This window comes from Actinobacillus capsulatus DSM 19761 (assembly GCF_000374285.1).
GTDB classification, from domain to species: domain Bacteria; phylum Pseudomonadota; class Gammaproteobacteria; order Enterobacterales; family Pasteurellaceae; genus Actinobacillus; species Actinobacillus capsulatus.
The window spans coordinates 87,618-113,970 of sequence record NZ_KB893931.1 but is presented as its reverse complement, the minus strand read 5'-3'; the positions used below and the strand labels follow the sequence as shown (position 1 = coordinate 113,970).

Below are 26,353 nucleotides of genomic sequence, written 5' to 3'. Positions count from 1 at the left end.
TTATTTGGAAACGTAATTTGGTATTTTTTTAGACAGTGGTTAAATGAACTGGCAAACAGAATTAAATAATAGTTTTTTGTGGTTAATAAGTGCGCTTTGTTGTGTGTCTGCCGGACTTTTGCTTGCGGGCTGGTTACTCAAACAAACCGAATTCGGTCAGCGCTTTTGGCATATCACTCGCCCTTGTTGGCAAAAAAGCCATAAAGCAAAAACACTCGGCTTACTTTTATTGCTGATCTTTTTTATCCTACTTGAAGTACGGATTAGCGTATTAAATACCTTTTTCTACAATGGCTTATATAAATCGTTGCAAGACAAGGCGGTCGAGGCGTTTTGGTTTTTTGCAGGGATTAATGCGTTATTGGTGGTGGTGAAGATTATTCACTCGATTATCAATTATTTTCTTACCCAATCGTTTGAAATTAAGTGGTTGGAAAAGCTCAACAGTGAGATGTTAAATCGCTGGTTGCAAAATAAAAATTACTATCTGCTACAGTATGAGCAAACGTTGCCGGATAATATCGATCAACGTATCGAACAAGATGCGACTGCTTTTGTAACGGGGACAGTTGAAGTCACTCGAGGCGTGATTAATTCGATTGTGGCAACGATTGAATTTACTATTATCTTATGGGGCTTGTCGGGACTACTGACACTATTTGGTGTAGATATTCCGAAAGGCGTTGTGTTCTTTATTTATTTGTTCATCATTTTTGCGACCGCTTTATCGATTTGGATTGGACGACCGCTGATTCGTTTAAATTTTAATAAAGAAAAGCTACAAGGGGATTATCGTTATTCGCTGATTCGTGTGCGAGACAATGCCGAAAGTATCGCTTTCTATTCGGGTGAATCACGAGAACAGCATAATTTAACCGCTAAATTCGATTATATTATTGCCAATCGCTGGAAAATTGTGCGCAAAATGTTGGGGTTGGACGGTTTTAATACCGGTGTGACACAAGTTGCGATGATTTTACCCTTGATGCTACAAGCGCCTCGTTTTTTTGCTGGTCAAGCGACTTTAGGCGATATGCATCAAACGGTACAGTCGTTTAACCGCTTAATGCGTGCGTTGTCTTTTTTCCGCTTGTTTTATGAAGAATTTACCTTATACCAAGCCCGTTTGAATCGTTTATACGGCTTTTTCACTACCTTGGATAAGCTCGACCAAATGCCGGTAAATGCGCCTTACCCGTGTTCAAGAGGCTTTGTGCTGAAAGATTTTGGCATCAAAGACGCAAGCGGTCAAATTTTGCTGAAAAATATCAATATAGAATTACAAGCTGGAGATTCATTGTTAATTCAAGGGGCTTCCGGTACGGGCAAAACCACCTTATTAAAAGCATTGGCAGGCATTTATCCATTTGAAACTTTCGGCGTGGCGGAACGTGCTTGTTTAGAACAACCGCTATTTTTACCGCAGCGCCCGTATGTGCCGCAAGGGAGCTTGCGTGAAGCGATTTGTTATCCGAATTTAGTTGTGACGGATGAACAATTAAAAGCAGCAATGCAACAGTGTTGTTTGAGCAAATATGTGGGTTCACTGGATTTTGATACCGATTGGCAAGCAACGCTTTCACCGGGTGAATTGCAACGAGTGGCATTTGTACGCATTTTATTAGCGAAGCCGGAGTTGATCTTTCTTGATGAAACGACATCGGCATTAGACGAACCGACCGAAGCGATTTTGTATCGGACAATTCGAAAGCAATTACCGAATAGTATTATTATCAGCGTAGGGCATCGCTGCACTTTACAACAGTTCCATAACAAGCAAATTAATTTGACTGAAAGGGAACGTTGTGAGTGTATGAATTGCGGCTAATACAAGCGGTGAAATTTGCCGGTATTTTTGCAAAAAACTGCTGGCAATTTTGTCCGTTTTTTGGCATAATTCGCCCCGTTTTTTGTCTGAAGAATTTTGGGCGAGAAACATTCACATTTATTTTTAACACTAAAACACACACATATTGCAAGCTAATGATCGGGGTGCTACGTAAGTAGTTGATTTATTAGGATATGTGGAGGCTAAACCCCGCTTTGTCTTTCATAAGTGACAAAGCAAACAACATTTAAGGAAAATTCTTATGGCACAAGTTTCTATGCGCGATATGCTTAATGCGGGCGTTCACTATGGTCACCAAACTCGTTACTGGAACCCAAAAATGAAACCATTCATTTTCGGCGCACGTAACGGTGTTCACGTAATCAACTTAGAAAAAACTTTACCTTTATTCAACGAAGCTTTAGCGGAATTAACTCGCATTTCAAGCAACAACGGTAAAATTTTATTCGTTGGTACAAAACGTGCAGCGTCTGAAGCAGTTAAAGCAGCAGCAGTAGATTGCCAACAATTCTACGTAAACCACCGTTGGTTAGGTGGTATGTTGACTAACTGGAAAACAGTACGTCAATCAATCAAACGTTTAAAAGATTTAGAAGCTCAAACTCAAGACGGTACTTTTGACAAAATCACTAAAAAAGAAGCGTTAATGCGTACTCGTGAGTTAGAAAAATTAGAGTTAAGCTTAGGCGGTATCAAAGATATGGCTGGTCTTCCGGATGCAATTTTCGTAATCGGTGCTGATCACGAACATATCGCAATCAAAGAAGCAAACAACTTAGGTATTCCGGTATTTGCTATCGTTGATACAAACTCTACGCCAGACGGTGTTAACTACATCATCCCTGGTAACGATGACGCAACACGTGCAATCCAACTTTACTTAGATGCAGCATCAGCGGCAGTTAAAGAAGGTCGTGGTTCAAACGTTGAAGCTGAGTTAGAAGCGACAGCTGAATAATCGTTATTAAGGCATAGCCCTTAGATCACTTTGGAGCAGGGGCGATTTTTTATCCCCCTGCTTTTCTTATCTAATTCAACCTTAGAGGAATACAAAATGGCTGAAATCACAGCATCACTCGTAAAAGAACTTCGTGAACGTACTGGCGCAGGTATGATGGAATGTAAAAAAGCGTTAGTTGAAGCAAATGGTGATATCGAATTAGCAATCGACAACATGCGTAAATCAGGTCAAGCTAAAGCGGCTAAAAAAGCAGGTAACGTGGCAGCTGAAGGTGTTATCTTAGCTCGCGTTGCTAACGGTTTCGGTGTGTTAGTTGAAATGAACTGCCAAACTGACTTCGTAGCAAAAGATGCTGGTTTCTTAGAATTAGCAAACGAAGTTGTTGATTACGCAGCAGCAAATAAAGGCATCGCAATTGAAGCATTAGCGGCACAATTTGAAGAAAAACGTGTTGCATTAGTTGCTAAAATCGGTGAGAACATGAATATCCGTCGTGTTCAATACTTAGACGGTAACGTAATTGCACAATACTTACACGGTGCGAAAATCGGTGTGTTAGTTGCAGGTGAAGGTTCTGAAGAAGAATTACGTAAAGTGGCAATGCACGTTGCAGCAAGCAAACCTGAGTTTGTAAACCCTGAAGATGTTTCTGCAGATGTTGTTGCTAAAGAGCGTGAAATTCAAATCGAAATCGCGATGAACTCTGGCAAACCAAAAGAAATCGCAGAGAAAATGGTTGAAGGTCGTATGGCCAAATTTACCGGTGAAGTTTCATTAACCGGTCAGCCATTTGTAATGGATCCATCACAAACCGTAGGTGTGTACTTAAAATCAGTAAACACCTCTGTATCCAACTTCATTCGTTTAGAAGTGGGTGAAGGTATCGAGAAAGTGGAAGAAGATTTCGCAGCGGAAGTTGCTAAAATCAGTGGCGGTAATGCTTAATATTCATTATGAGACAAGAAAAGCAGGCGAAAGCCTGCTTTTTTGTATATTAAGAAATAAATAGGCATATAGGACTAATATTTGATCTTGTCAGTATGTTTAACATATCTTTTAAAATTCCATGTCTTCCATAGCACGTAATTGATGGAAATGTATATACCTTTTAAGATTTGTTCACTGCTACACGGATTATCAGTGTAGCAGGTATTCTTAGAACTTCATTTCAAGCGAAAGGGTGTAGTTTCGCCCAGGGGCTGCGTAGCGTGCGTAATTGCCAACATTACGTTGCTGATGCACTGCATTGGTTGAAGATTGACGGAGTGATTCCCACGTTACATAGCGGTGATTGAACAGGTTATAAATGCCTGCTCGAAGCGTAATATTTTTGTTGAATTTGGCATAGCCAGCCAGATCCACAATTTGCCAGCTACGGCTAGCTTTTGAGGTGGCACTGATATTGTACACACGCTTACCGTGGGTCGATTTTCCGATTAATTCATTAGGATCTTTTCCTTTTGAATAAGTCATCATCGCATTAATCCCCCAACGTTCATCAGGATCGTTGTAGCCTAAGCCAAGGATATAACGCGAGGGCTGGATTGCATCAAGTAAGTAGGTATCAATGCTAGTGAAGCCTGCTCGGTTATCAATACGTGTAGGCTTAACACGGTTATAAGCGAGGGTAGAATATAAGCCTTCAGGTAATTTATCCCAAATGCCGTTCCAGTCAAGTTTTCCGATCAGATTGTAGCCTTGCAATTTGACATCTTGTACATTGTGATAGCCGAGAGAGAATGACTGTTCCGCCTTTCTCGCCAAAGCAATTAAGCCTTTGTAATTATTTTGGAAATAACTGGCTTCCAAGGTTCCCCAATCACCTTTAAAGCCAATTCCGACTTCTTGGTTAAAGGATTTTTCAGGGGCAACATCAGTCGGCTGATATGGATATTTACCGTATTGTTTTTGATATTCCGCTGCATCGGATTTGGAATAACCTGGCACACGGAAGCCAAACATCTCTTGGAAACTTGGCACTCTAAAGCCTGTCGAGGCTCGATAGGCGAGGCTGATTTGTGAGGTTGGTTTAACTACCACGCCTGCATTCCACGAGAAATTTTTGTAGGTTTTGCTGGCAGTCCATTGATCGTTAGAACGTGAACGATAGTGGTCATAGCGTCCGCCTAAGCCTAATTCCAAATATGGGTTTACTTTAATTTTATCTTGCAAGGCAATAAACGTGTTCCGCCCTGTGATTTTACGTTGTCCGCAATTCCAAGGTCCTTCACTTTGGTCATCACAGCCATTTTCCGTGATCAATTCAGGCTTTTCTTTTCGATAAAGATAAGGATCATCAAAATTACCTCGCCCTAATTTGTTTTCACCTCGCACATTGCGATCAAGTAATGTCCATTTTTGTTGCACATATTGGCTGAGACGCTCGCGACGAGTTAAGGTTGAATTGAAAAAATCAGCCCCGAACTGACCGCTTAATTGATGCGTGATCGAGCCTGTTTTAGCTTTTTTATCAAATTGAAGCTGAACAAGACGATGTTTTTCTTGATAGCGATTTTTCTCGGAATGGGTGTAGCTCCAAGGTTTATCTAAGGTCGCTTGGCAATTTTTATCTGCGGTTGGATAAGGCGAGCAGTGCAATTTTTTCAGCTGACTATCCAGTTGAATTTGCTGTTCGTCATAGGATAGCGAAAGATTATCGAACAAGCGGTGGCTTTCTGGCGAAAAACGGTAAAGTAGCCCTTTTCGCACTTTCTGATGCCGTTCATCAAAAAATTGGGTGCGAGACCAATTGAGTGCAGCCTTATCGAAAACGATCCCCTCACCGTAATTTTGCCCAGAGTAAAGTCCTCGATTGGTTGCACGTATTTGCTTGCTATTGCGATCCGCCCCTAAATAATACGTAGGCATACTCATATCACGTATATCATAGCCTTGACGAGTATCTTCTAACACCGCTCCCACATAATGTTGTGGTGAAAACTGATAGCCCAATTTAACTAACCACGAATGGGTACGGTAACGCATTGGATTCGGCAACACGCGGTCCTCTCCTGTGTAATCTTTGGCACTCACCTTTTCGGTTGGGTGGATCAAGCGTTTGGCTTCCGCTTGTTCTTCGGGCGTATAAGGCTCATAACCATTGACGGTACGATCATAGGGGAACTGGTTAGTCGTAGGTTGTGAGGTCGATTTTGCGTTGCAGTTGAGGCTTGGACATTCATCTTCTACGATAAACCAACTGCCACTATTTTTGAGATTAGGTTCACCTCGGAAATCGTAGAGATGAGGGTATGCAGAGAGGCGGGTAATTTCATAGCGAGTGCTTTTATCCGCATCTTTATGCACCTGAGTTTCTCGCCCTGTGCGATGAGTGTATTGTACCAAAGCTTCAAAACCTTGCTGGCGAGTGGCAAAGCCAAGTGATTGGGTGAACTGGCGATTTTTAGTGCTATAGGCACTTTTGCTGGTGAGTCCCCAGTTTTTATCTTTGATTAAGAAATCATCAACCTCTTTGGTACGGAAACCAATCGCTCCCCCTAAGGCACCGTTTCCATATTCCGCTGAGCTTGCACCTTTGCTTAATTCAATCGCGCGCACATTTTCGTATTCTATTTCATTGATTGCCCCGCTTCCGCTATTTACCCCTTGAATAAGGTAAGATTGAATTTGTGGCAAATTGTCCACTAAGAGGGCGACACGATTGCGATCCACCCCACGAATCGCATAGCCTGAACTCGCTCCTCGCCCCTGTTCCACCACGGAAATCCCTGGATCGTAACGGGTAAGATCACGGATATTCAGCACTTGCTCCTTATTCAATGAAGCGGTTGTTTTCACTACTTTGCCTAGCCCTGTCACTTCATTACTTTTGCGAGTGACTTTCTTTTGACCTTTAATGACCACATCATTTAATTGCACAGCCGTCTCCGCTGATGTTTCAGCGAAGGCAGTGGGTATAATGAGGATAACCAATGCGAGGCTGATCGCATTGATTTTAAATGTTGGGGAAGTAGTACGCATTTTGTCTCCTTTTATTGATTTTTAACTTGACGTTTCGCCCCGAAGACGACACCAAAGTTAATCTCTTTATTTATGTTTTCATAGCCAGAGTGAATGCCTGAAAAAGCACCGCCTAACTCTTGAGCTTTGTCGCCATAAAAGCCACCTTTAACTTCACTTTTAATATGGACAATTTGAGTATCATGGGTGTTTTGTGGATCTAAGCTAAAACCCTTGGTACCTGTTTTTGCTTCACCGACAAAGCCATTTTTTTCTAGTTTGCCATTGATAGTAAAGGTTGGGAAAAGGCGATCTTCACCAATTAATTTGCCTTCAATAGTTTTATTGGCAAAATCCACGTTAAATTGTGCCTTGCTTCCCGTCTCAGCATTGCTGGCTGAAGTACTCCATTCCGATTTGCCTGAAATATAAGCGTCCCAAGTGCCTTGATAATAGGCTTGCCCTGCTTGAGGAATATTTGCTGTCGGTGTACGTTCACCTTGCAAAAAATATTGCATATTTCTGTTTTGATATAGTGTACCGAATCGCACATTGTCTAAATTGTGACAGCAAATATTTGCTTGGATCTGACCGCTTGTCGTCTTCATGACAAAACCTTTCTCGTTAGGATAGAGAGGGATTTTTTGGTTATCGACCAATAAAGTGGTTACATCACCGAAAGTGGTCAGATTCTGTGGGGTAGATTTCGGCGATTGTTGATTGATGATTTTCGCATCAAATACGGTTTCTGTTGGCACAACATTACTTTGTTTACCCGAAAATACCGCAAATAAACTATTGTCATTGGCAAGGAATTTTCCGCCTAATTCTTGTGCTTGAACACCATAAAATCCGCCTTCTAGCAGGGAAGAGCTACTGCCAAAAATCGAATCATCGGGTTGAGCGGCTTTGGCACTGCCTCGAAAACGATTGCCGACAATATCTGCTTCCAGCGTATAACGCACTTTTTCTTTATTTTTTTGGACTTCGGTTACTCGCAACGTTTCTTTAAGTGTCCCGGTCAGTTTTTTATTGGCGAAATCCGCTTGAAATTCACTTTGCTGACTTTCCACATCCGCCATTGATGACACTGCACCATAACGATCCGTAGCACGGCTATCATCGAAACCTAGCTCTCTACCTTCGCGCCCACGTTTTGCATCGGTGACATACGCCCAAGTGCCTTGGTAAGTCGCGGTTTTGCCAACGGGCAATTCGGTGGCAGGATTTACACCTTGATAATACACATAGCCATTTGCTCCTTGGCGGAAGGTGGTTATTTTGCCATTATTTCGTTCTATTAAACGAGAAGCAGGATCATAAACATAACCTGCGTGGACAAATTCAAAATTATTTGCTTTATCTTTAAGGGATGCATAGTAGTCGCTTGGCATTTCATCTTGATGAGGAATTTGCTTCGGATCGCCAGCAATCGCTTTGACATTATCCGCCGAAAGTGCGACCTCTTCTTCGGCGTGTTTACCGTCAGGAATTCTATTGCCGTCTTTGTCAAACGGCGAAACATTACGGCGAGGAATAGCCATTTCATAGCCGAGGGCAGGTTGCATAATGCCTTCTACCTGCTTGGGCGTTTGACGAGGTTGACTAGTTTCGTCTTTCCAAACTTTCGGGGCAGGTTTGGGATCGTTATCGACTTTCACGTCTTTGGTTTCAAAACTGCCTCCCGAGCAGGCGGAGAGGGTCAAGGATAGCGAGAATAAAACACTACGTTTGAGTGGAAAAGTCATATTGTCTCCTTAAAATGATGACTAAGGTTGGGTAATGAAGCCGATTTTTTTCAAGCCTGCGTTTTGGGCTAATTCTAATACTTTAGCAATATGTCGATATTCGACCGCCACATCTGCAGAAATGGCTACCACGGTTTCTTGATTTTCGGTAAAAGCCTGTTCAAATCGTACCGCGAGTTGTTCGATTTGAATCGGCTGATTGTTTAAATAAAATCCCTCTTGATTGATCGCAATTTGCAAAATGCTTGGTTGAACGGCCTGTTTTTCCACATTCGCTGTGGGCAATTCGAGTGGGATCGAGTTGGTTAAAATCGGCATTGTGATCATAAAAATAATCAGTAACACCAACATTACATCGACTAAAGGCGTAACGTTGATTTCCGACATCACACTCTCTTGGGATGAATCAAAATTACCAAACGCCATTATTTTTCTCCTGAAAGATTGAGTAGCTGAATGTAAAGATCGTGAGCGAAAGCGTCCAAATCTTGTGAAAGAGTGCGATTAAGGCGAGTGATAGCGTTATACGCTAGCACCGCAGGGATCGCTACAAAAAGCCCTAACGCAGTGGCAATCAACGCCTCACCAATTGGGGCAGAAACGGTGGCAATGCTCACTTGCCCTTGCTGGCTGATATCCATTAAAGCATTGAAAATCCCCCAAACTGTGCCAAATAAGCCAATAAAAGGGGCGACTGAGCCAATTGAGGCTAATGCCACTAAGCCTTGATCAAAACGGCGTAAAACCTTGCTGGTGGCATTGCGAATAATCAAAGTAAAGTAATCTTTAGCGGTCAGTTGATTTTTCAAACCGCCTAAAGTCGGGTAATACTTTTGCTGATAGATTAAATAGGATTGCCAAACCTCTTTCAGCACAATTGCAACTGCCGAATGGTCGTGCTGATTGGTTTCCACCATTTCAGCTAAAGACCCCGATTGCCAAAATTGGGCAAGGGTCTGTTGATTTCGTCTTTTCACGTAAAATTGGCGAAGCAATTGAATGATAATAATCGACCAAGAGAGGACGCTCATCATCACCAAAATTGAAAAAGAAATGGTTAGCACAAGATCTTGTTGTGCGAGTAGTTGGGTTAAGTTCATTCATTGACCTCCAAAAAATTATGCCGAAGCACCGCATTTAAAATGAATGGTAAAACGTACATTGCCTTCCACCGCTTTACCATTGATCCGAGCTGGGCTATAGGTATGGGCTTGGGCAATGCGTTTTGCCTGATTATCCAATCGCTTAATCCCTGATGAAGATAAGAGATTAACCTGTGTCGCTTGTCCCGTTGGAGCCAGCGAAACTAAAACTTGAACACTGCCTTGATCATCAGCTTCATCAGAAAGCTCCGAACAACGGCCTGTTAAGGTTTGTCCATAGCCTGCCCCTAGTGAAGCATTGACGTGGCTATTGCCTTGAGCCGAGTTGCTCCCAGCTTTTCCTAATGGATTTCCCTCTTCTTGAAAGGCATTTGGAGAAGCATTGGCTATGCCGCGTTTCTCTCCAGAATGAGCTGTAGAGCTGTAAGAGGCTGGTTTGTCTCTCTTTTTTGCCTGCTTATTTTCTACCTTAGCTATTTTTGCTGTTTTAATTTTTTCTGACTTATGCACTACAGGTTTTGGCTTTTCTTGAGCTAATTTGGGAGCTGGTTTAAGAATAAAATCCGCCTTAGGGAGGGGAGATTTCACTGTTGTAATGACCTCCGCTCCTGATTCAGGTGGAGGGGAGTCCATTACAGGAGCTGGTTCTTTAATTACAGGAGGCGGAGACGAAACTTCGACTTGAGATTTGGCAGAGCCTAATTTCACTTCCACCATCTGAATTGAACCTTGGAACGAGGTAACAGTTAAAGATGGCGAACGATCAATGGCTAGCCACAGCAAGAGAGCTGCGTGGCAAACCGCCACAATAAAAAGAATAAATCCACTTAAGGTGAATGGGATAGATAAAGGAAACATTGGATAGATTGCAATTGATAATAATTCTCATAATATATCCATAAAAAAACTATTTGTAAATATTTTTAGTTTTAATTTACAAAAGAACAAAAAGAGTACAATTTAAGTGGATGAGAAAAGAGGTAAGATTTTGATTTGTTCCTAAAAAGTTAGGCAAAGTCCACGTCCTGTATTCTACAGGGCTCAGTCCTTTTAATTTCGTTTGAATCTGTTCATTGTTGTCGTAATGAATGTACTCGTCAATTATTTGTTTAAGTTCGGAAAAAGTGTTAAACCATCTGCTCAAATAATATTCGGTTTTCAATCACCTAAAAAAGTTCTCCATAGGTTCATTATCCAAGTAATTTCTTTTTTTCTACATGCTTTGCACAATGCTGTTTGTGACTAATATCGCTTGATGGTCTTACTGATATTGTAAACTTTGTGCGGAATGTAATATTAGTCTTGTATCAGCAAGCTTTGTCACTTTGAAGATAAAACCCGATCGCTTTGTTTGAAAGATTGGTTATATTTTGTCATAAAATCTGCATCTTAATCAGTTGGTTGTTAGCCTAACTTTTGGTGTGCAGATCAAAAATCTTGCTTTTTAGTTTTTAAGAAACAAAGAATAATGTAGCAACACAGCTGCTAAATTTTTGTAATTATTTAGTTGCTTTATATAAATGCCTATTAGGAATTGGTACAGCAGGATCGTCTACTGTGCAATTTTCCTTAATAATTTTCTTTAAGCCATAATCGCTTTTATCGCTTTTGTTATTAAAGAGATTAATCTCTTTATCTAATAAAGTATTCTCAATACCGATCCAATTTGCAATACTGTTTGTAAAATTTAACCCTGATTTAAATGCTTTATGAACATTACGTGTTGTATCATCGCTTGATATTTTAAACAGTGGAATATCGTAATGTAATCGGCTTCTGTCTTTTCCGTTATGAATCACAATATTCTCTTTAGATATTTCGTGTGATAAGCCATGGTCAGATAGATAAATCATTGAGAAAGAGCGTTGATTAATTTTTTGATTTTCCACTAATATTTCATAAACACGATTCAATAACTCGTCGGTTTTTTTAATAGAAGAAATATAACAATTCACATTAAAATAGCGTTTAGGCAACTTTTCATCATCAAATATTTTTGGGTAATCGGTTAAGCGATCGCAAGTAATAGAGTGTGAGCCGTATAAATGTAAGAAAATAAAAGGTTTACCCTTAGTAGGCTCTTCGATTACTTTGGCAAAGTGAGGAAACAGCTCAAAATCACTAACATTCGTATTAAGCGAGTCTCCTGCTTTAGTGAAAATTTTTACATCACTCTTATTGCCGATAGAGGAAATAGGCGTATCATAATTTCCCAAATAGCCTTGGTTAGAAAGCCAATAGGTTTTAATGCCTGCAGATTTAATTAAATCTATGAGTGTTAATTGATAATTTGCCTCCCATTTTTTTGTATCGGGCTTAGTTAGCATTAAACGTAATGAAGCGATAGTATTTGTTCCCCCTGAGGTTAAACCATCAACAAGCGTACCCTTTGCTGAACTCATAAACGGTGTGTTGGGAATGGGATAGCCATAGGCATGGTGGTAATCTTTTCTTGCACTTTCACCCATAATTAGTACATAGTCATCGTAAGTTGAGCTTTCACCTAGTGTCGATTCTCCCCATTCGGAATCTAGCGTTAAATTATTCAATACATCTAACTCTTTTTTCACTTTTAGGCTTGATTGATAAAATTCTTGGAAGAATTTAAATGGAGCAAGTGAGAATAGCATAAGTACAAATGCCACTATTACAAATGTCTTGTTTTTTAAAAAATGAATATTTTAGCGATGTGTAATTTTTCGGTAAAAAATGACCGCTAGCACAATCGCAATGCCTGCCAAAATATGGAGTATAGGAAATTGAGTAATGAATTCTTTACTCTCCATCATATCGGTTGCAAAAATGGAGGCAATATATTCATAAGTTGGCTTGCCGAACTTAAGCCCAACGGGTGTGTATAATGCGTAACTAATGCTAATTGGTAGTAACAGAAAGTAGTAAGTCCATTTGTTGCTGGTAAGCACAATAATTAAGAATATACCGAACAGTATTTCCAAAATAGTCGGTTTAGGAAAAAATCCTGAACCTATCAACATTAAGTAGCTGGCAAATGTTGCTAACAGAAATGCAGCAATAACGCTAAAAACAGAGATTGATTTCATTTTGTTAAAATTTTTCAGTTTATCGTAGAGCAGGATTGCTCTATAATAACGTAATTTTGTGTTTAGTCCATACAGTTAAGAGGCAATTAAAATGAGTAAACCAATCTACAACCGTATTTTATTAAAGTTAAGTGGCGAAGCGCTACAAGGTGATGAAGGCTTCGGCATCGATCCATCAATTTTGGATCGTATGGCGTTAGAAATAAAAGAATTAGTAGAAATGGGCGTAGAAGTTGGCGTTGTGCTTGGTGGCGGTAACTTGTTCCGTGGCGCAAAATTAGCAAAAGCGGGTATGAACCGTGTTGTGGGCGACCATATGGGCATGCTTGCAACTGTAATGAACGGTTTAGCAATGCGTGATGCATTACACCGTGCTGATGTAAATGCAAAATTAATGTCGGCATTCCAATTAAACGGTATTTGCGATACTTATAACTGGTCTGAAGCGATCAAAATGTTACGTGAAAAACGTGTGGTGATTTTCTCTGCCGGTACAGGTAGTCCGTTCTTTACCACAGACTCTGCAGCGTGTTTACGTGGTATCGAAATTGAAGCGGATGTGGTATTAAAAGCAACTAAAGTTGACGGTGTATATGATAAAGATCCGGCTAAATTTGCTGATGCGAAACTTTACAACCAATTAAGCTATGCGGAAGTTATCGACCAAGAGTTACAAGTAATGGACTTAGCGGCATTTACGTTGGCGCGTGATCATAGTATGCCGATTCGTGTATTCAATATGGTTAAACCGGGCGCATTAAAACAAGTGGTAACTGGTACAACTGAAGGTACGATTATTTCTTAATTATCTGAATGATCTACAAGCGGTCTGTTTTCTTTAATGATTTGCAAATCAGGAAAACAGACCGTTTTTTATTGCCTGTTATTTGCTTTTAACGTCTGTAAAATGTTTGAACAAAACGAGAAATTTGGTGTTAGGACTATGAAAATGAAAGGGATTTAGGTAGAATTGGCAAGTTTATTGACTCAAATATTGAAAGGAACAACAAATGATCAACGAAATTAAAAAAGATGCGCAAGATCGTATGGAAAAGAGCTTAGAAGCGTTAAAAAGCCATATTTCTAAAATTCGTACCGGTCGTGCACAACCAAGCCTTTTAGACGGTATCCAAGTAGAATATTACGGTTCTGCGACACCACTTCGTCAAGTAGCAAACGTGGTTGCGGAAGATGCGCGTACATTAGCGGTAAACGTATTTGACCGTTCTTTAATTAGCGCAGTAGAAAAAGCGATTTTAACGTCTGATTTAGGTTTAAACCCTTCATCAGCTGGTGCAACAATCCGTGTTCCACTTCCACCATTAACAGAAGAACGTCGTCGTGATTTAATTAAAATAGTAAAAGCAGAAGGCGAGCAAGGTAAAGTGGCGATTCGTAACGTACGCCGTGATGCAAATGACCAGATCAAAGCGTTATTAAAAGATAAAGAAATCAGTGAAGACGAAGAGCGTAAAGCACAAGATGAAATCCAAAAAATCACTGACGGCTATGTGAAAAAAGTCGATGAAGTATTAGCGGCAAAAGAAAAAGAATTATTAGATTTCTAATCTTTGCTGAATGAAGAAAAAGGCGCGTATTTACGTGCCTTTATTTTTGCAAAAAATCGCTAAATTTGACCGCTTGCTAGCGAGCAATATCCCAACAATGCAACAACTTATTCAATCCTTCCCGAAGCTGTTCCTTCGATAAATGGCCGAAACCTAAACTAAATAATCTGCGTTGCTGATGATGAATCGGATAGACCTTAATTTTCTGTGTTTTTGCCAGTTCAACTAATTGATCTAATGATCTTGTTTCGTTTAATAATTCGATCAGTAAATAGAAGCCGGAATGTTCGCCATAATATTTAATCTGTTTAGTATGGAGCGAGAGTAGCTCACACAATAATTCCATTTTACGGCGGTATACTTTACGCATTCGGTTAATGTGCTTTTCAAATTCACCGGATTGAATAAATTTGGCTAAACGCTGTTGTTCCAACCGTGAAACTGAAGCATTAAAAAAGGCACAATATTGTTGATATGCTGCTAATAAATTGCGTGGTAACACTAAAAAAGCAATCCGCAACGAGGGCATAAGTAATTTAGAAAATGATCCTAAATAGATCACTTTATCTTGCCGGTCTAAACTTTGCAATGAGGGAATCGGTTTGCCGGTATAACGGAACTCACTGTCATAGTCGTCTTCAATAATATAGCGCCCGTCTTGTGCTGTCGCCCATTCGAGTAATTGTTGGCGTTGTCCGATTGTTAAAATATGGCCGAACGGATATAAATGTGAGGGGGTTAAATAAGCGACGTTAATTTGGTTCTGTTCCAAGAAAGGTATATCTAGTTGATAATTTTCCGAGCTGAATGGCATTTTAAAAATCGGCTTTTGATAGAGATTCAACAATTTTTCTACCGTAGGATAACCGTAAGATTCCATCGCCCAATTCATAGTAGGGTTGAGCTGTTGAAATAATAAAATCAATTGCTGTAAGCAGCTTTCTACGCCCGCTCCAATCACGATTTGTTCCGGCTCGCAATTTACCCCGCGTGAAGCCAATAAATATTGGGAGATCTGTTGACGTAAATTGAGGTCGCCTTGCTTGTCACCCATATTTAAAAAATCTTTATTTGTCCAATTGGCACACTTTTTCCAACGGTTCAATGGAAAAGATTGGCTATCGATTTTATTTGAGTTGAAATCTATCTCATACTTTGTAGAAGCGGTCGAATTTATAAAATTTTTTACGACATTAGCACTCGGATAAGTCAGCTCAGCTTGAAAACAGACAAAGAAACCGCTGCGAGGCTTGGATTCGATATAGCCTTCCGCTAACAGCTGTGCATAGGCACTTTCCACCGTGTTTTGGCTGATTTGTAAGTGTTCGCAGAGGTGACGCTTAGACGGCAATTTATCGCCAAGTTGCAATTCTTGGCTATAAATAGACCGCTTGATTTGCTGATAAAGTTGTAAATAAAGTGGTGTAGTTTGCTGCTTATTGAGTAGATAGCTTAATTTTTTCACCGGATATTACCTAAGAGCTTGAGATTGTTTGTTTCTGTTGCTTCTGTTCTTGACGACGACGTTGAAAGAATCGGCTGATTTTTTGGCTACAGTCTTCCGCTAATACTCCTCCTCGAATTTCAAGAAAATGGTTCATTTTGTAATCTTCAAACAGATGAAATCTCGAACCGATAGCACCGGTTTTATAGTCACTCGCACCAAAAACTAAGCGATGTAAGCGACTATGTAAAATAGCTCCGGCACACATAGTGCAAGGTTCTAAAGTGACATATAGAGTACAACCTAATAAGCGATAGTTATTTTGTACTTTACCTGCTTGACGTATTGCAAGCATTTCTGCATGCGCACTAGGATCGGCAAGTTGAATCACTTGGTTCCAGCCTTCACCAATAATGTTTCCATCGCTATCGATCAGAACTGCGCCAACAGGAATTTCACCTATTGCTTCCGCACGATCCGCTAATGCTAAAGCATATTGCATAAAGTGAATATCTTGTGCTGAGATGGCTAGTGAACATTGGGTCGTTTGAGGTTTGATAAACATAATCGTAAAAATTAGAAAAAATTTAACCGCTTGATTGGATAGCAAAATGCCCCAAAACTGGGGCATTTAGTTAACAACGTGAATTAGTCACGACGACCACGACCTTTGCTATTGAAACGTTTTTCTTTAAAACCGCCTTTTTTACGGTCGTTAAAGCCACCTTCACGACGGTCAGAACGACCACCACGATCGCTGTAACCACGATGATCAGAACGGTCATTGCGACGAGTGCCACCACGGCGTTCTTCAAACGGTTGGCTATTCACACCGCCTGCAGGGCCTAATAAAGACATTTGCATTTGTTTATTTAACACTCGTGCTTTTTGTGCAAAGTGTTGCACGATGTGATTCGGCATACCTTGTGGTAACTCAATGGTAGAGTAAGTATCGTGTAATTTAATGTGACCGATATAGCGGCTGCTAATATCGCCTTCGTTAGCGATAGCACCTACGATATGACGTACTTCCACACCGTCTTCACGACCTAATTCGATACGATATAAATCCATTGCTACCCCGTTATTTTCACGGTGTTCACGGCCACCACGACGGTCATTACGGTCTCTGCGACCACGTTCGCCACGAGCTGCACGAATTTCCGGATCCGGCGGAAGAATGAGTTTTTGTTTCTCTTGAAGCATCATCATCATTGCCGCTGCTAATTCCTCGTGGTCTTGGTCGGCAGTAAATAAATCTTCAAGTAATTCACGGTATTTCTCTAAATCGTGGTGTTCTAATTGTGCTGAAACACGTGCTTTGAATTTCTCGCGACGTTTTTCCATTAGAATTTCGTGATTTGGAATTGCCACTTCATCGATCGGTTTTTTCATTAAGTGTTCGATATTACGCAGTAAACGACGTTCACGAGGTTCTACGAATAATAACGCACGTCCCGAACGACCGGCACGACCGGTACGACCGATACGGTGAACATAAGATTCCGCATCTAACGGAATATCAAAGTTTACTACAAGGCTGATGCGTTCGATATCAATACCACGAGCTGCAACGTCGGTTGCAACTAAGATATCTAAACGACCTGATTTTAATTTTTCTAATGTTTGCTCACGTGCCTGTTGAGTCATATCACCATTTAGTGCCGCTGCACGGTAGCCGTTACGCTCACATAATTCGGTAATGTCAATTGTACCGGTTTTGGTACGGGTAAAGATAATTGCAGCATCAAATTCTTCTACTTCTAAGAAACGTAATAATGCATCATTTTTACGGAAGCCGTTTACTAGCCAGTAGCTTTGCGTGATATCTGGCGCAGAACGTTGAGTTGCTTGAATTTTAACTTCTTGCGGATCTTTCATAAAGCGACGAGTAATACGACGAATCGGTTCAGGCATCGTCGCAGAGAATAATGCTGTTTGGTGATTTTCCGGTAATTCCGCCATCACTGTTTCAACATCGTCAATAAAGCCCATACGTAACATTTCATCCGCTTCATCTAATACGATAGATTGAAGTGCAGATAGATCTAATGTGCCACGACGAATATGGTCAAGAATACGACCCGGAGTACCAACAATAACTTGCGAACCTTGTTTTAGTGCACGTAATTGAATGTCATAACGTTGACCACCGTAAACGGTTACAACACGCACGCCTTTCATATTTTTAGTAAATTGTTCGCACGCATCTGCTACTTGGATCGCTAATTCACGAGTTGGTGCCATCACTAACATTTGTGGGTGGCGTTGTGTTGGATCAATTTGTGCAAGTAACGGTAAAGAGAATGCTGCTGTTTTACCACTACCGGTTTGTGCCATACCAAGTACGTCACGACCAGCCAATAAATGTGGGATTGTTTCTTGTTGAATTGGCGATGGGTTTACAAAGCCGATTTCATTTACTGCGTCAAGAATTGATTGTGGAAGACCTAAGTCTGCGAAAGTTAAAGAATTAGTTGTCATAAAAAACCATAAGTAATGGGTAATGGACTTAACATAGATAATTTAATTATGGATTACAATGCATAACAAATTATCTCAAGCTCCATTATCAATTGATAATAAATTGTTGAGTTTAGGAAAGAAAAAATAAAGTAATGAAGCAAATCAGATGCTTTTAACAATTTGTCCCAAAGAAGAGTTGAAGCGGTCTGTTTTTACAAAAAATTTGCAAAATTAGACCGTTTAAATCGTCCTAATTATTCCCAACAACGGGAGTAATTTGAGCTGCTGCGCTATTACTACGTAGCTGAGAAAGCTCAAATAAGGCAAAACGATACTCAACAAAGTTAAACACTTGATTTGCAAGAGAGAGACGGAAAAGCGTAGTTGCTTCGTCCGTTTTATTTAGTTTGAGTTGTTGTTTTGCTAGATAAAAATACGTTTCGGTTAGAATTTCCGCATAAGAAGCAGTATTTGGTTTCGCTTCTTTTTCTATTCTATCACGAAGTTGTCCAAGAGTTAACTCCCCTAAGAAATAATGTACCACATTTGTTCCCCAAAAATCTGGAGATAATGATTTGGCTCGAACAATTAGATTTGCTTTTGCTTCATTAGGTTTGAGTTCTAACTCATTGAAATATAACCATAATGCACGATATGGATCTTGCTTTTCTTCTTCATAAAAACGCAATAAATCACGTTCTGCTTCCGAATAACGTCCACTATAATAAAAAGCTAAACCACGGTTTAAGTAGGTATAATTATAGTTTGGATCAAGTTCCAATACGGCATTGAAGGCATCAATAGCGCTGTCGTAATCATCTTCAAGTAACAGATATAAACCCATATAGTTATAAGCTGCAGCCATTTTTTGACTGAGACCGATAGCTTGAGCAAAATCATAACGAGCAAGTGACCATAACCCTAAGCTGTCATAGAGCACACCTCGTTCAAAATGAAGATCTGCACGTTCGGCAGGGCTTAATTTTGCTTCTTGTAATACCTGTGTTAAACGAACAACCATCACTTCTTGTTCAAAGCGTAATTGCGGGTTTAATTCGGCTAATGCTAAATGATTTGACGAAACCATTTCTGAAATATTGCGATTGACACAACCGGTCAGAAATAAGAATGTGAAAAGATTGAACATTAAGAAGCGGATATGAAACACTTTAAATATCAGTGAAAACATTAGATAAGCAGCCTTTGAGAAAATATCTACCCTCTGCTAAAGAGGATAGATTGTGTGAGTGCGATTAGATCTCAGCTTGTTGCTCTTGGGGCTGAGCTTCAGTTTCTTCTGCTGGGGTTGCAGCATCATTGTTGATGTCTTTCATCGTTAAACGAATACGGTTTTGACGATCGATTTCAACCACTTTCACAGTCACTTCTTGACCTATGCTTAAGTAGTCGGCAACACGTTCAACACGTTCATTTTTGATTTGTGAAATGTGAACTAAGCCTTCTTTACCGCCTAAGATAGATACAAATGCACCGAAGTCTACAACACGAGTAACTTTACCTTTGTAGATCGCATTTACTTCAACTTCTGCAACAATATCTTCGATACGAGCCATTACAGTTTTTGCTGCATTGTTATCAGTTGCCGCAATTTTCACAGTGCCGTCGTCATCAATATCAATTGAAGTACCGGTTTCTTCTGTTAATGCACGAATTACCGCACCACCTTTACCGATAACATCTTTGATTTTCTTCGGATCAATTTTCATTGTGTGGATTCGAGGCGCAAAATCAGAAATGTCTGCACGAGGTGCCGGAATTGCTTGTTCCATTATGCCAAGGATGTGCATACGAGCACCTTTCGCTTGGTTTAATGCAATACGCATAATTTCCGGAGTGATACCTTCGATTTTGATGTCCATTTGAAGTGCAGTTACACCTTCACGTGTGCCGGCTACTTTAAAGTCCATATCGCCTAAATGGTCTTCATCACCTAAGATGTCTGAAAGTACTACGAATTTCTCTTCTTCTTTTACTAAGCCCATTGCAATACCGGCAACTGCCGCTTTAATTGGCACGCCAGCATCCATTAATGCTAAAGATGCACCACATACAGAAGCCATTGAAGATGAACCGTTTGATTCGGTGATTTCAGAAACCACACGTACTACATATGGGAATTCTTCCGCCGTTGGCATTACCGCTAACACACCACGTTTTGCTAAACGACCGTGACCGATTTCACGACGTTTTGGCGAACCGATCATACCTGTTTCACCTACAGAATATGGAGGGAAGTTATAGTGGAATAAGAAGCGGTCAGATTTCTCACCGGTTAATTCGTCAATAATTTGCGCATCGCGCTCAGTACCTAAAGTCGCAACTGCTAATGCTTGTGTTTCACCACGGGTGAAGATCGCAGAACCGTGAGTCCGAGGTAAAACGCCGGTACAAATATCTAACGCACGAACTGTATCTACGGTACGACCGTCAATACGTGGTTCGCCTGCAAGAATACGACCACGCACTACAGAACTTTCTAAAGCGGTAATGATATCAACGATTGCACCTTCAGAAATTGTTTCGTCTTGTGCGGTTAATTGTGCGATAACGTCTGCTTTAATTGCATCGATTTGTTCATAACGTGCTTGTTTTTCAGTGATACGGTATGCGTCACCGATACGCGCTTCCGCTAATGCTTTAACTTGATTGATTAATGTAGTATTCGGCTCTGGAGCAACCCAATCCCAACGCGGTTTACCTGCTTCTTTTACGAATTCTTTGATGTTTTCGATTACAACTTGTTGTTGTTGATGACCGAATACAACCGCTGATAACATTTGTTCTTCAGAAAGAATATCCGCTTCAGATTCAACCATTAATACCGCTTTATCTGTACCGGCAATCACTAAATCTAAACGGCTTTGTTTTTGTTCTGAAATAGTTGGGTTAAGTACGAATTGGTCATTAATGAAGCCAACACGTGCCGCACCGATAGGACCGTTGAAAGGTACACCTGATAATGAAAGTGCTGCTGAAGCACCTATCATTGCGACTAAATCTGGGCTAATTTGAGGGTTTACAGAAACAACGGTTGCAACCACTTGGATTTCGTTGAAAAAGCCTTCTGGGAAAAGTGGGCGAATAGGACGGTCAATTAAACGAGCGATTAATGTTTCGCCTTCGGACGGACGGCCTTCACGCTTGAAGAAACCACCTGGGATACGACCAGCTGCATAAGTACGTTCTTGATAGTTAACGGTTAACGGGAAGAAATCTTGGCCTTCTTTTACATCTTTTTTAGCCACTACGGTAACGAATACAGTTGTATCGTCCATACTTGCCATAACTGCTGCCGTTGCTTGGCGAGCGATAGCACCTGTTTCTAATGTTACGGTATGTTGACCGTATTTAAATTGCTTAACAATTGGATTCATTTTTGAAATTCCTTAATTTACTTTTTAATCGTTTCATTTTATTTCTTTAAATTGCGACTAACAAAAACTCTCTGGGTGCTAGCAAACAGCTTTTGATAGCCGCCTCTCTAAAATCAAGAAATAAAACGAATCCATTATACAGAAAAATTTATAGAAAATCGTTAATTATTTTAGCGGTGGTTAGATTTTTACAAAATCCTAGCGCTTATAATTTTTAAGGTGGACAAATATCCATAAATCATAGAAAATAAGCGGTCTTTTTTACTAAATTATTTGCAAAAATGAGTACAGAAATTAATTACGAAGGCGTTGAACAAATGCCGATTAAGCGTTTCACCGAAGACGCTTACCTCAACTATTCGATGTACGTCATTATGGACCGTGCTTTGCCGTTTATCGGTGATGGTTTAAAACCCGTACAACGCCGTATTATTTATGCCATGTCCGAATTAGGCTTAAATGCTTCGGCAAAATATAAAAAATCTGCGCGTACGGTCGGGGATGTGTTAGGTAAATTCCACCCGCATGGTGACAGCGCTTGTTATGAAGCAATGGTATTAATGGCTCAGCCGTTCTCTTACCGTTATCCGCTGATTGACGGACAAGGAAACTGGGGAGCACCTGACGATCCGAAATCTTTCGCCGCAATGCGTTATACCGAATCGAAATTGTCAAAAATGGCGGAGGTATTGCTTGGCGAATTAGGACAGGGTACGGTTGATTACCAATCAAATTTCGACGGCTCGCTTGAAGAACCGAAATATTTGCCGGCACGTTTACCACATATTTTACTGAACGGTACGATGGGGATTGCGGTCGGTATGGCAACCGATATTCCGCCGCACAATATTAATGAATTAGCTGATGCGAGCGTGATGTTGTTGGAAAACCCGAAAGCAAATCTTGCCGAATTAATGACGGTAGTGCAGGGTCCGGATTATCCGACCGACGCGGAAATTATTACCCCTAAGGCCGATATTGCCAAAATGTATGAGCAAGGCAAAGGCTCAATCAAAATGCGTGCGGTATGGAAAAAAGAAGACGGAGAAATTGTGATTTCGGCATTGCCGCATCAAGCTTCGCCGTCAAAAATTATTGAACAAATTGCCACCCAAATGCGTAATAAAAAATTACCTATGGTGGATGATATTCGTGATGAATCGGATCATGAAAACCCAATTCGTATCGTGATTGTTCCTCGTTCAAATCGCATTGATCTTGAGGCGTTAATGGATCATTTGTTTGCCACAACCGATCTGGAGAAAAGCTATCGAGTCAATATGAATATGATTGGGCTGGATGGTAAACCGGCAGTAAAAAATCTGAAATTGATTTTAACTGAATGGTTAACATTCCGCCGTACTACGGTAACACGCCGTTTAAATTACCGTTTAGATAAAATTTTAAACCGCTTACATATTTTAGACGGGTTGATGATCACCTTCCTCAATATTGATGAAGTGATCGAAATTATCCGCAATGAAGATGAACCCAAAATGGCATTAATGGCTCGTTTTAATTTGAGCGAAGTACAAGCCGAAGCAATTTTAAATTTACGTTTACGTCATTTGGCAAAACTGGAAGAACACGAATTGCAGGCGGAAAAATTACAGCTTGAAAAAGAACGTGATGAATTACAATTAACGCTTGGTTCGGAACGCCGTTTAAATACGTTGATCAAAAAAGAAATTCAGGCGGATGCAAAAGCGTTCGCCAGCCCTCGTCGTTCGCCATTGGTTGAGCGTGCTGAAGCAAAAGCGATTTCTGAAAGTGATTTAAGCCCGACTGAAGATGTGACGGTGATTCTATCGGAAAAAGGTTGGGTGCGTTGTGCGAAAGGGCATGATATTGACGTACAAGGATTAAGTTATCGTGCCGGTGACGATTATCTTGCACATGCTCACGGCAGAAGTAATCAGCCGGTCGTGTTCCTAGATAGCACGGGGCGAGCTTATGCGCTTGATCCGACTTCGCTACCATCGGCACGTTCTCAAGGTGAACCGCTTACTGGTAAGATTACTTTACCGGAAGGGGCAACCGTTCAGCAAGTATTAATGGCGAACACGGAAACCAAAGTCCTGATGGCATCGGATTCCGGCTATGGTTTTATTTGTAGCTTTGAAGATTTAGTTTCTCGCAATAAAGCGGGTAAAGCAGTGATTTCTTTAACCAAAAATGCCAAAGTGTTGCCACCGCAATTAATTGATAACGAAGCTGAACTTTCGCTTGTTGCAATGAGTAGTGTCGGACGAATGTTAGTATTCCCGATCACCGAATTACCACAGCTTTCGAAAGGTAAAGGGAATAAGATTATCAATATTTCCGCACAGGCGGCAAAAGAAGGTAATGAATTACTTGCCCGTTTATTACTGGTTAAACCGACACAATCGTTAGTGTTTATTTCCGGAAAACGCAAAATCACCCTTAAACCGAGTGATATTGATAATTATCGTGGTGAACGTGCAAGAAAAGGTTCTCAACTTGTACGAGGCCTAAGCGCGACTTCGACAGTGGAAATTGTAGACTAATTATTTCCTAATCAGACAAGCGGTTAAATTTCGTAAAAACTTTGCGGAATTTGACCGCTTCTTTTTTTGATTTCATTCCTATTTGATTCACATTCCTGTACAATAAAAGCCATTTTTCATCAACAAACGACAAAGCTGTATGCAAAACGAATTGGCACAGACAATCCCTGAACTGATCAACTGGGCGAAAGAGCGAGAATTTTCACTTGCGTTATCTTCTGATCGCCTTGCCTTTCTCTTGGCGATTTCCATTTACAATAACGAGCAAACGGACGGAGAGCTTTTAGAAAGCGATCTTGTTGATCTTTTCCGTTATGTTTCAGAAGCATTCAACCAATCGGAAGCAACTCTTACACAACGTGCCAATAATGCGATTAATGATTTAGTTAAACAGCGTTTTCTTAACCGTTTCTCCAGCGAATTTACCGAAGGTTTAGCCATTTATCGTGTCACTCCGTTAGGTGTTGGCGTGGCGGATTATTACGTGCGCCAGCGGGAGTTTTCCACTTTACGTTTATCCATTCAGCTTTCGATTGTAGCGGACGAGATTCAGCGTGCTTCATCGGCGGCAGAAGAGGGCGGTGACGAGCGTTTTTGGCGTAATAACGTGTTTGCACCGCTTAAATATTCGGTAGCGGAAATTTTCGACAGTATCGATCTTTCCCAACGTATAATGGATGAAAATCAACACCAAATTCGTGAGCGAATTGCCGAACTGTTAAGCCAAAATTGGCATGAAGCGATTCTTAGTTGTGAACAGTTACTGGATGAAACCTCGGGTAATTTACGTGAGCTACAAGATACGCTTAATGCGGCAGGTGACAAGTTACAGGCGCAATTACTGCGTATCCAAAGCTGCTTGATTGGGCGTGATGATTTGGATTTTGTTGATCAACTGATTGTTAATCTGCAAAACAAATTGGACCGCATCATTAGCTGGGGACAACAAGCGATTGACCTGTGGATCGGTTATGATCGCCACGTACACAAATTTATTCGTACTGCGATTGATATGGATAAAAATCGGGTGTTCGGTCAGCGTTTACGCCAATCTATTCAAGATTATTTCAATGCGCCTTGGTTACTTTATACTGCGAAAGCGGAATCGCTATTAGATCTGCGTGATGATGAAGCGATGCTGAATGAGGCGGAAGCAGTCGGTGAATTACCGAGTGAGTTGGAATATGAATCGCTTTCGGATGTTCAAGAACAAATTATCAGCGTAATGCAAGCGCATTTAGCGCCGTTTAGAGCGGAAGGTAAACCAATCGATCTCGGTGTGGTATTACGTGAGCAATTGGCACTCTATCCGCAATCTCGTCATTTTGATGTAGCACGAATTATTGTGGATCAAGCGGTAAAACTCGGTATGGCAAGCCTTGATAGCCAAGCGGTTTATCCGGAATGGCAAGCAATTAATGATAATGGAGCCGAAGTTCAGGCGAACGTAATCGACCAATATAACAAATAGTAGGGTGGGCATTTTGCCCACCATTGGAAAAACAGAAAGTTTAATGGTAGGCGGAAAGCCTGCCCTACGAGAGTAAAATATGACAGAGCAAATTCAAGACGTTATTTCTCAAAAATTGGCAGTGGCAATTGCCAACCCGATTTTCCCAGAGCTAGACAGCCAACTTCGTGCCGGTCGCCACATTAATACGGAACAGCTGGATGAACACGCTTTTTTAATGGACTTCCAAACCGAGTTAGAAAGTTTTTACCGCCGTTATCACGTGGAATTAATTCGTGCGCCGGAAGGCTTTTTCTACTTACGTCCGAAAGCATCAACCTTGATTGCTCGTTCGGCAATGTCGGAAATGGAAATGTTAGTAGGTAAAGTGCTTTGCTATCTTTACCTCAGTCCGGAGCGTTTGGCACAACAAGGTATTTTCAGTCAAGACGATGTGTATGAGGAGCTGATGAATCTTGCCGATGAAAGCAAGCTACTTAAAGCGGTTAATCCTCGTTCGACCGGTTCTGACTTAGACAAAGCAAAATTAGCCGAGAAAGTTGGTGGTGCGTTACGCCGTTTGGCACGTATCGGTATCATTACCCGTATCGGTGAGCAAAACAGCAAGAAATTTGTCATCTCAGAATCGGTTTTCCGTTTCGGTGCGGATGTTCGAGTGGGGGATGATCCGCGAGAAGCGCAATTACGCTTAATTCGTGACGGCGAAGCGACAACACCAGCAATTTTAGCGGAACAAGCGGTCAAATTTGCAGAAAATTCTGCAACTGACGAATTAGAAGATGAAACAGAATAACGGCT

Annotated in this window: 19 protein-coding genes and 1 pseudogene; 8 read left to right on the top strand and 12 right to left on the bottom strand. The window is 40.8% G+C overall.

All coding sequences use genetic code 11. The features are described from left to right. The first annotated feature begins 43 nt into the window (after nt 1–43). From C228_RS0101930 to tsf, 3 genes are all read left to right on the top strand, one after another. Nucleotides 44–1,828 carry an ABC transporter ATP-binding protein/permease gene (locus C228_RS0101930; RefSeq protein ID WP_018651026.1) on the top strand — a complete coding sequence of 595 codons (1,785 nt, stop codon included), beginning with the start codon at nt 44–46 and terminating at the stop codon, nt 1,826–1,828. Between the two features lie 262 nt (nt 1,829–2,090). Further along, on the top strand, nt 2,091–2,807 hold the full coding sequence (rpsB, locus tag C228_RS0101925; protein ID WP_014991581.1) for a 30S ribosomal protein S2: 717 nt from the start codon (nt 2,091–2,093) through the stop codon (nt 2,805–2,807). Between the two features lie 96 nt (nt 2,808–2,903). After that, nucleotides 2,904–3,755, top strand: coding sequence for a translation elongation factor Ts (gene tsf / locus C228_RS0101920; protein WP_018651025.1), 852 nt, complete (start codon nt 2,904–2,906; stop codon nt 3,753–3,755). 210 nt (nt 3,756–3,965) lie between these two features. On the opposite strand, the gene C228_RS0101915 is transcribed toward tsf, so the two are convergent. The 7 genes and pseudogenes from C228_RS0101915 to C228_RS13150 form a co-directional block, all read right to left on the bottom strand. After that, nucleotides 3,966–6,791: a lactoferrin/transferrin family TonB-dependent receptor gene (locus tag C228_RS0101915; protein ID WP_018651024.1), complete on the bottom strand. Its 2,826-nt coding sequence runs from the start codon at nt 6,789–6,791 to the stop codon at nt 3,966–3,968. Between the two features lie 11 nt (nt 6,792–6,802). After that, nucleotides 6,803–8,518 carry a transferrin-binding protein-like solute binding protein gene (locus tag C228_RS13865; protein WP_018651023.1) on the bottom strand — a complete coding sequence of 572 codons (1,716 nt, stop codon included), beginning with the start codon at nt 8,516–8,518 and terminating at the stop codon, nt 6,803–6,805. 21 nt (nt 8,519–8,539) lie between these two features. After that, nucleotides 8,540–8,944, bottom strand: coding sequence for an ExbD/TolR family protein (locus C228_RS0101905; protein ID WP_018651022.1), 405 nt, complete (start codon nt 8,942–8,944; stop codon nt 8,540–8,542). Further along, entirely contained in the window at nt 8,944–9,618 is a 675-nt protein-coding gene (locus C228_RS0101900) for a MotA/TolQ/ExbB proton channel family protein (RefSeq protein WP_018651021.1), read from the bottom strand. Before C228_RS0101900 ends, C228_RS0101905 begins: the two co-directional genes overlap by 1 nt. Before the next feature lie 18 nt (nt 9,619–9,636). Further along, nucleotides 9,637–10,479 carry an energy transducer TonB gene (locus C228_RS0101895; RefSeq protein ID WP_050560370.1) on the bottom strand — a complete coding sequence of 281 codons (843 nt, stop codon included), beginning with the start codon at nt 10,477–10,479 and terminating at the stop codon, nt 9,637–9,639. 76 nt (nt 10,480–10,555) lie between these two features. Then, nucleotides 10,556–10,783: an IS3 family transposase gene (locus C228_RS15110; RefSeq protein ID WP_081618457.1), complete on the bottom strand. Its 228-nt coding sequence runs from the start codon at nt 10,781–10,783 to the stop codon at nt 10,556–10,558. Nucleotides 10,784–11,120: 337 nt separating this feature from the next. Next, nucleotides 11,121–12,683 (bottom strand): annotated as a pseudogene (locus C228_RS13150) (phosphoethanolamine transferase). A gap of 91 nt (nt 12,684–12,774) precedes the next feature. On the opposite strand from C228_RS13150, the gene pyrH reads away from it, so the two are divergent. Together pyrH and frr are read left to right on the top strand one after the other, a co-directional pair. Further along, nucleotides 12,775–13,488, top strand: coding sequence for a UMP kinase (pyrH, locus tag C228_RS0101885; protein WP_014991578.1), 714 nt, complete (start codon nt 12,775–12,777; stop codon nt 13,486–13,488). A gap of 205 nt (nt 13,489–13,693) precedes the next feature. Further along, nucleotides 13,694–14,251: a ribosome recycling factor gene (gene frr / locus C228_RS0101880; RefSeq protein ID WP_018651017.1), complete on the top strand. Its 558-nt coding sequence runs from the start codon at nt 13,694–13,696 to the stop codon at nt 14,249–14,251. A 76-nt stretch (nt 14,252–14,327) separates the two neighbouring features. Here the strand turns inward: frr and pdxR are convergent, their stop codons facing one another. The 5 genes from pdxR to pnp form a co-directional block, all read right to left on the bottom strand. Continuing rightward, on the bottom strand, nt 14,328–15,716 hold the full coding sequence (pdxR, locus tag C228_RS0101875; RefSeq protein ID WP_018651016.1) for a MocR-like pyridoxine biosynthesis transcription factor PdxR: 1,389 nt from the start codon (nt 15,714–15,716) through the stop codon (nt 14,328–14,330). A 10-nt stretch (nt 15,717–15,726) separates the two neighbouring features. After that, entirely contained in the window at nt 15,727–16,326 is a 600-nt protein-coding gene (tadA, locus tag C228_RS0101870) for a tRNA adenosine(34) deaminase TadA (protein ID WP_018651015.1), read from the bottom strand. Nucleotides 16,327–16,343: 17 nt separating this feature from the next. Further along, complete coding sequence (locus C228_RS0101865; RefSeq protein WP_018651014.1) at nt 16,344–18,179, bottom strand: DEAD/DEAH box helicase; 1,836 nt, start codon at nt 18,177–18,179, stop codon at nt 16,344–16,346. A 232-nt stretch (nt 18,180–18,411) separates the two neighbouring features. Further along, nucleotides 18,412–19,350 (bottom strand): lipoprotein NlpI, encoded by a 939-nt coding sequence (gene nlpI / locus C228_RS0101860; RefSeq protein WP_018651013.1) that lies wholly within the window; start codon nt 19,348–19,350, stop codon nt 18,412–18,414. Between the two features lie 64 nt (nt 19,351–19,414). Continuing rightward, nucleotides 19,415–21,556, bottom strand: a complete 2,142-nt coding sequence (pnp, locus tag C228_RS0101855; RefSeq protein WP_018651012.1) for a polyribonucleotide nucleotidyltransferase — start codon at nt 21,554–21,556, stop codon at nt 19,415–19,417. Between the two features lie 281 nt (nt 21,557–21,837). On the opposite strand from pnp, the gene parC reads away from it, so the two are divergent. The 3 genes from parC (at nt 21,838) to mukE (ending at nt 26,348) form a co-directional block, all read left to right on the top strand. Continuing rightward, the gene (parC, locus tag C228_RS0101850; RefSeq protein ID WP_018651011.1) at nt 21,838–24,084 is read left to right on the top strand and encodes a DNA topoisomerase IV subunit A; all 2,247 of its coding nucleotides are present in this window, start codon (nt 21,838–21,840) and stop codon (nt 24,082–24,084) included. A 139-nt stretch (nt 24,085–24,223) separates the two neighbouring features. Next, nucleotides 24,224–25,555, top strand: coding sequence for a chromosome partition protein MukF (mukF, locus tag C228_RS0101845; protein WP_018651010.1), 1,332 nt, complete (start codon nt 24,224–24,226; stop codon nt 25,553–25,555). A 79-nt stretch (nt 25,556–25,634) separates the two neighbouring features. Then, the gene (mukE, locus tag C228_RS0101840; RefSeq protein WP_018651009.1) at nt 25,635–26,348 is read left to right on the top strand and encodes a chromosome partition protein MukE; all 714 of its coding nucleotides are present in this window, start codon (nt 25,635–25,637) and stop codon (nt 26,346–26,348) included. Nucleotides 26,349–26,353: the final 5 nt, after the last annotated feature.

Coding starts and splice junctions, on each gene's coding strand:
- C228_RS0101930 (WP_018651026.1), top strand. CDS start 44: ATGAACTGGCAAACAGAATTAAATAATAGTTTTTTGTGGTTAATAAGT.
- rpsB (WP_014991581.1), top strand. CDS start 2,091: ATGGCACAAGTTTCTATGCGCGATATGCTTAATGCGGGCGTTCACTAT.
- tsf (WP_018651025.1), top strand. CDS start 2,904: ATGGCTGAAATCACAGCATCACTCGTAAAAGAACTTCGTGAACGTACT.
- C228_RS0101915 (WP_018651024.1), bottom strand. CDS start 6,791: ATGCGTACTACTTCCCCAACATTTAAAATCAATGCGATCAGCCTCGCA.
- C228_RS13865 (WP_018651023.1), bottom strand. CDS start 8,518: ATGACTTTTCCACTCAAACGTAGTGTTTTATTCTCGCTATCCTTGACC.
- C228_RS0101905 (WP_018651022.1), bottom strand. CDS start 8,944: ATGGCGTTTGGTAATTTTGATTCATCCCAAGAGAGTGTGATGTCGGAA.
- C228_RS0101900 (WP_018651021.1), bottom strand. CDS start 9,618: ATGAACTTAACCCAACTACTCGCACAACAAGATCTTGTGCTAACCATT.
- C228_RS0101895 (WP_050560370.1), bottom strand. CDS start 10,479: ATGTTTCCTTTATCTATCCCATTCACCTTAAGTGGATTTATTCTTTTT.
- pyrH (WP_014991578.1), top strand. CDS start 12,775: ATGAGTAAACCAATCTACAACCGTATTTTATTAAAGTTAAGTGGCGAA.
- frr (WP_018651017.1), top strand. CDS start 13,694: ATGATCAACGAAATTAAAAAAGATGCGCAAGATCGTATGGAAAAGAGC.
- tadA (WP_018651015.1), bottom strand. CDS start 16,326: ATGCCCCAGTTTTGGGGCATTTTGCTATCCAATCAAGCGGTTAAATTT.
- C228_RS0101865 (WP_018651014.1), bottom strand. CDS start 18,179: ATGACAACTAATTCTTTAACTTTCGCAGACTTAGGTCTTCCACAATCA.
- nlpI (WP_018651013.1), bottom strand. CDS start 19,350: ATGTTTTCACTGATATTTAAAGTGTTTCATATCCGCTTCTTAATGTTC.
- pnp (WP_018651012.1), bottom strand. CDS start 21,556: ATGAATCCAATTGTTAAGCAATTTAAATACGGTCAACATACCGTAACA.
- parC (WP_018651011.1), top strand. CDS start 21,838: ATGAGTACAGAAATTAATTACGAAGGCGTTGAACAAATGCCGATTAAG.
- mukF (WP_018651010.1), top strand. CDS start 24,224: ATGCAAAACGAATTGGCACAGACAATCCCTGAACTGATCAACTGGGCG.
- mukE (WP_018651009.1), top strand. CDS start 25,635: ATGACAGAGCAAATTCAAGACGTTATTTCTCAAAAATTGGCAGTGGCA.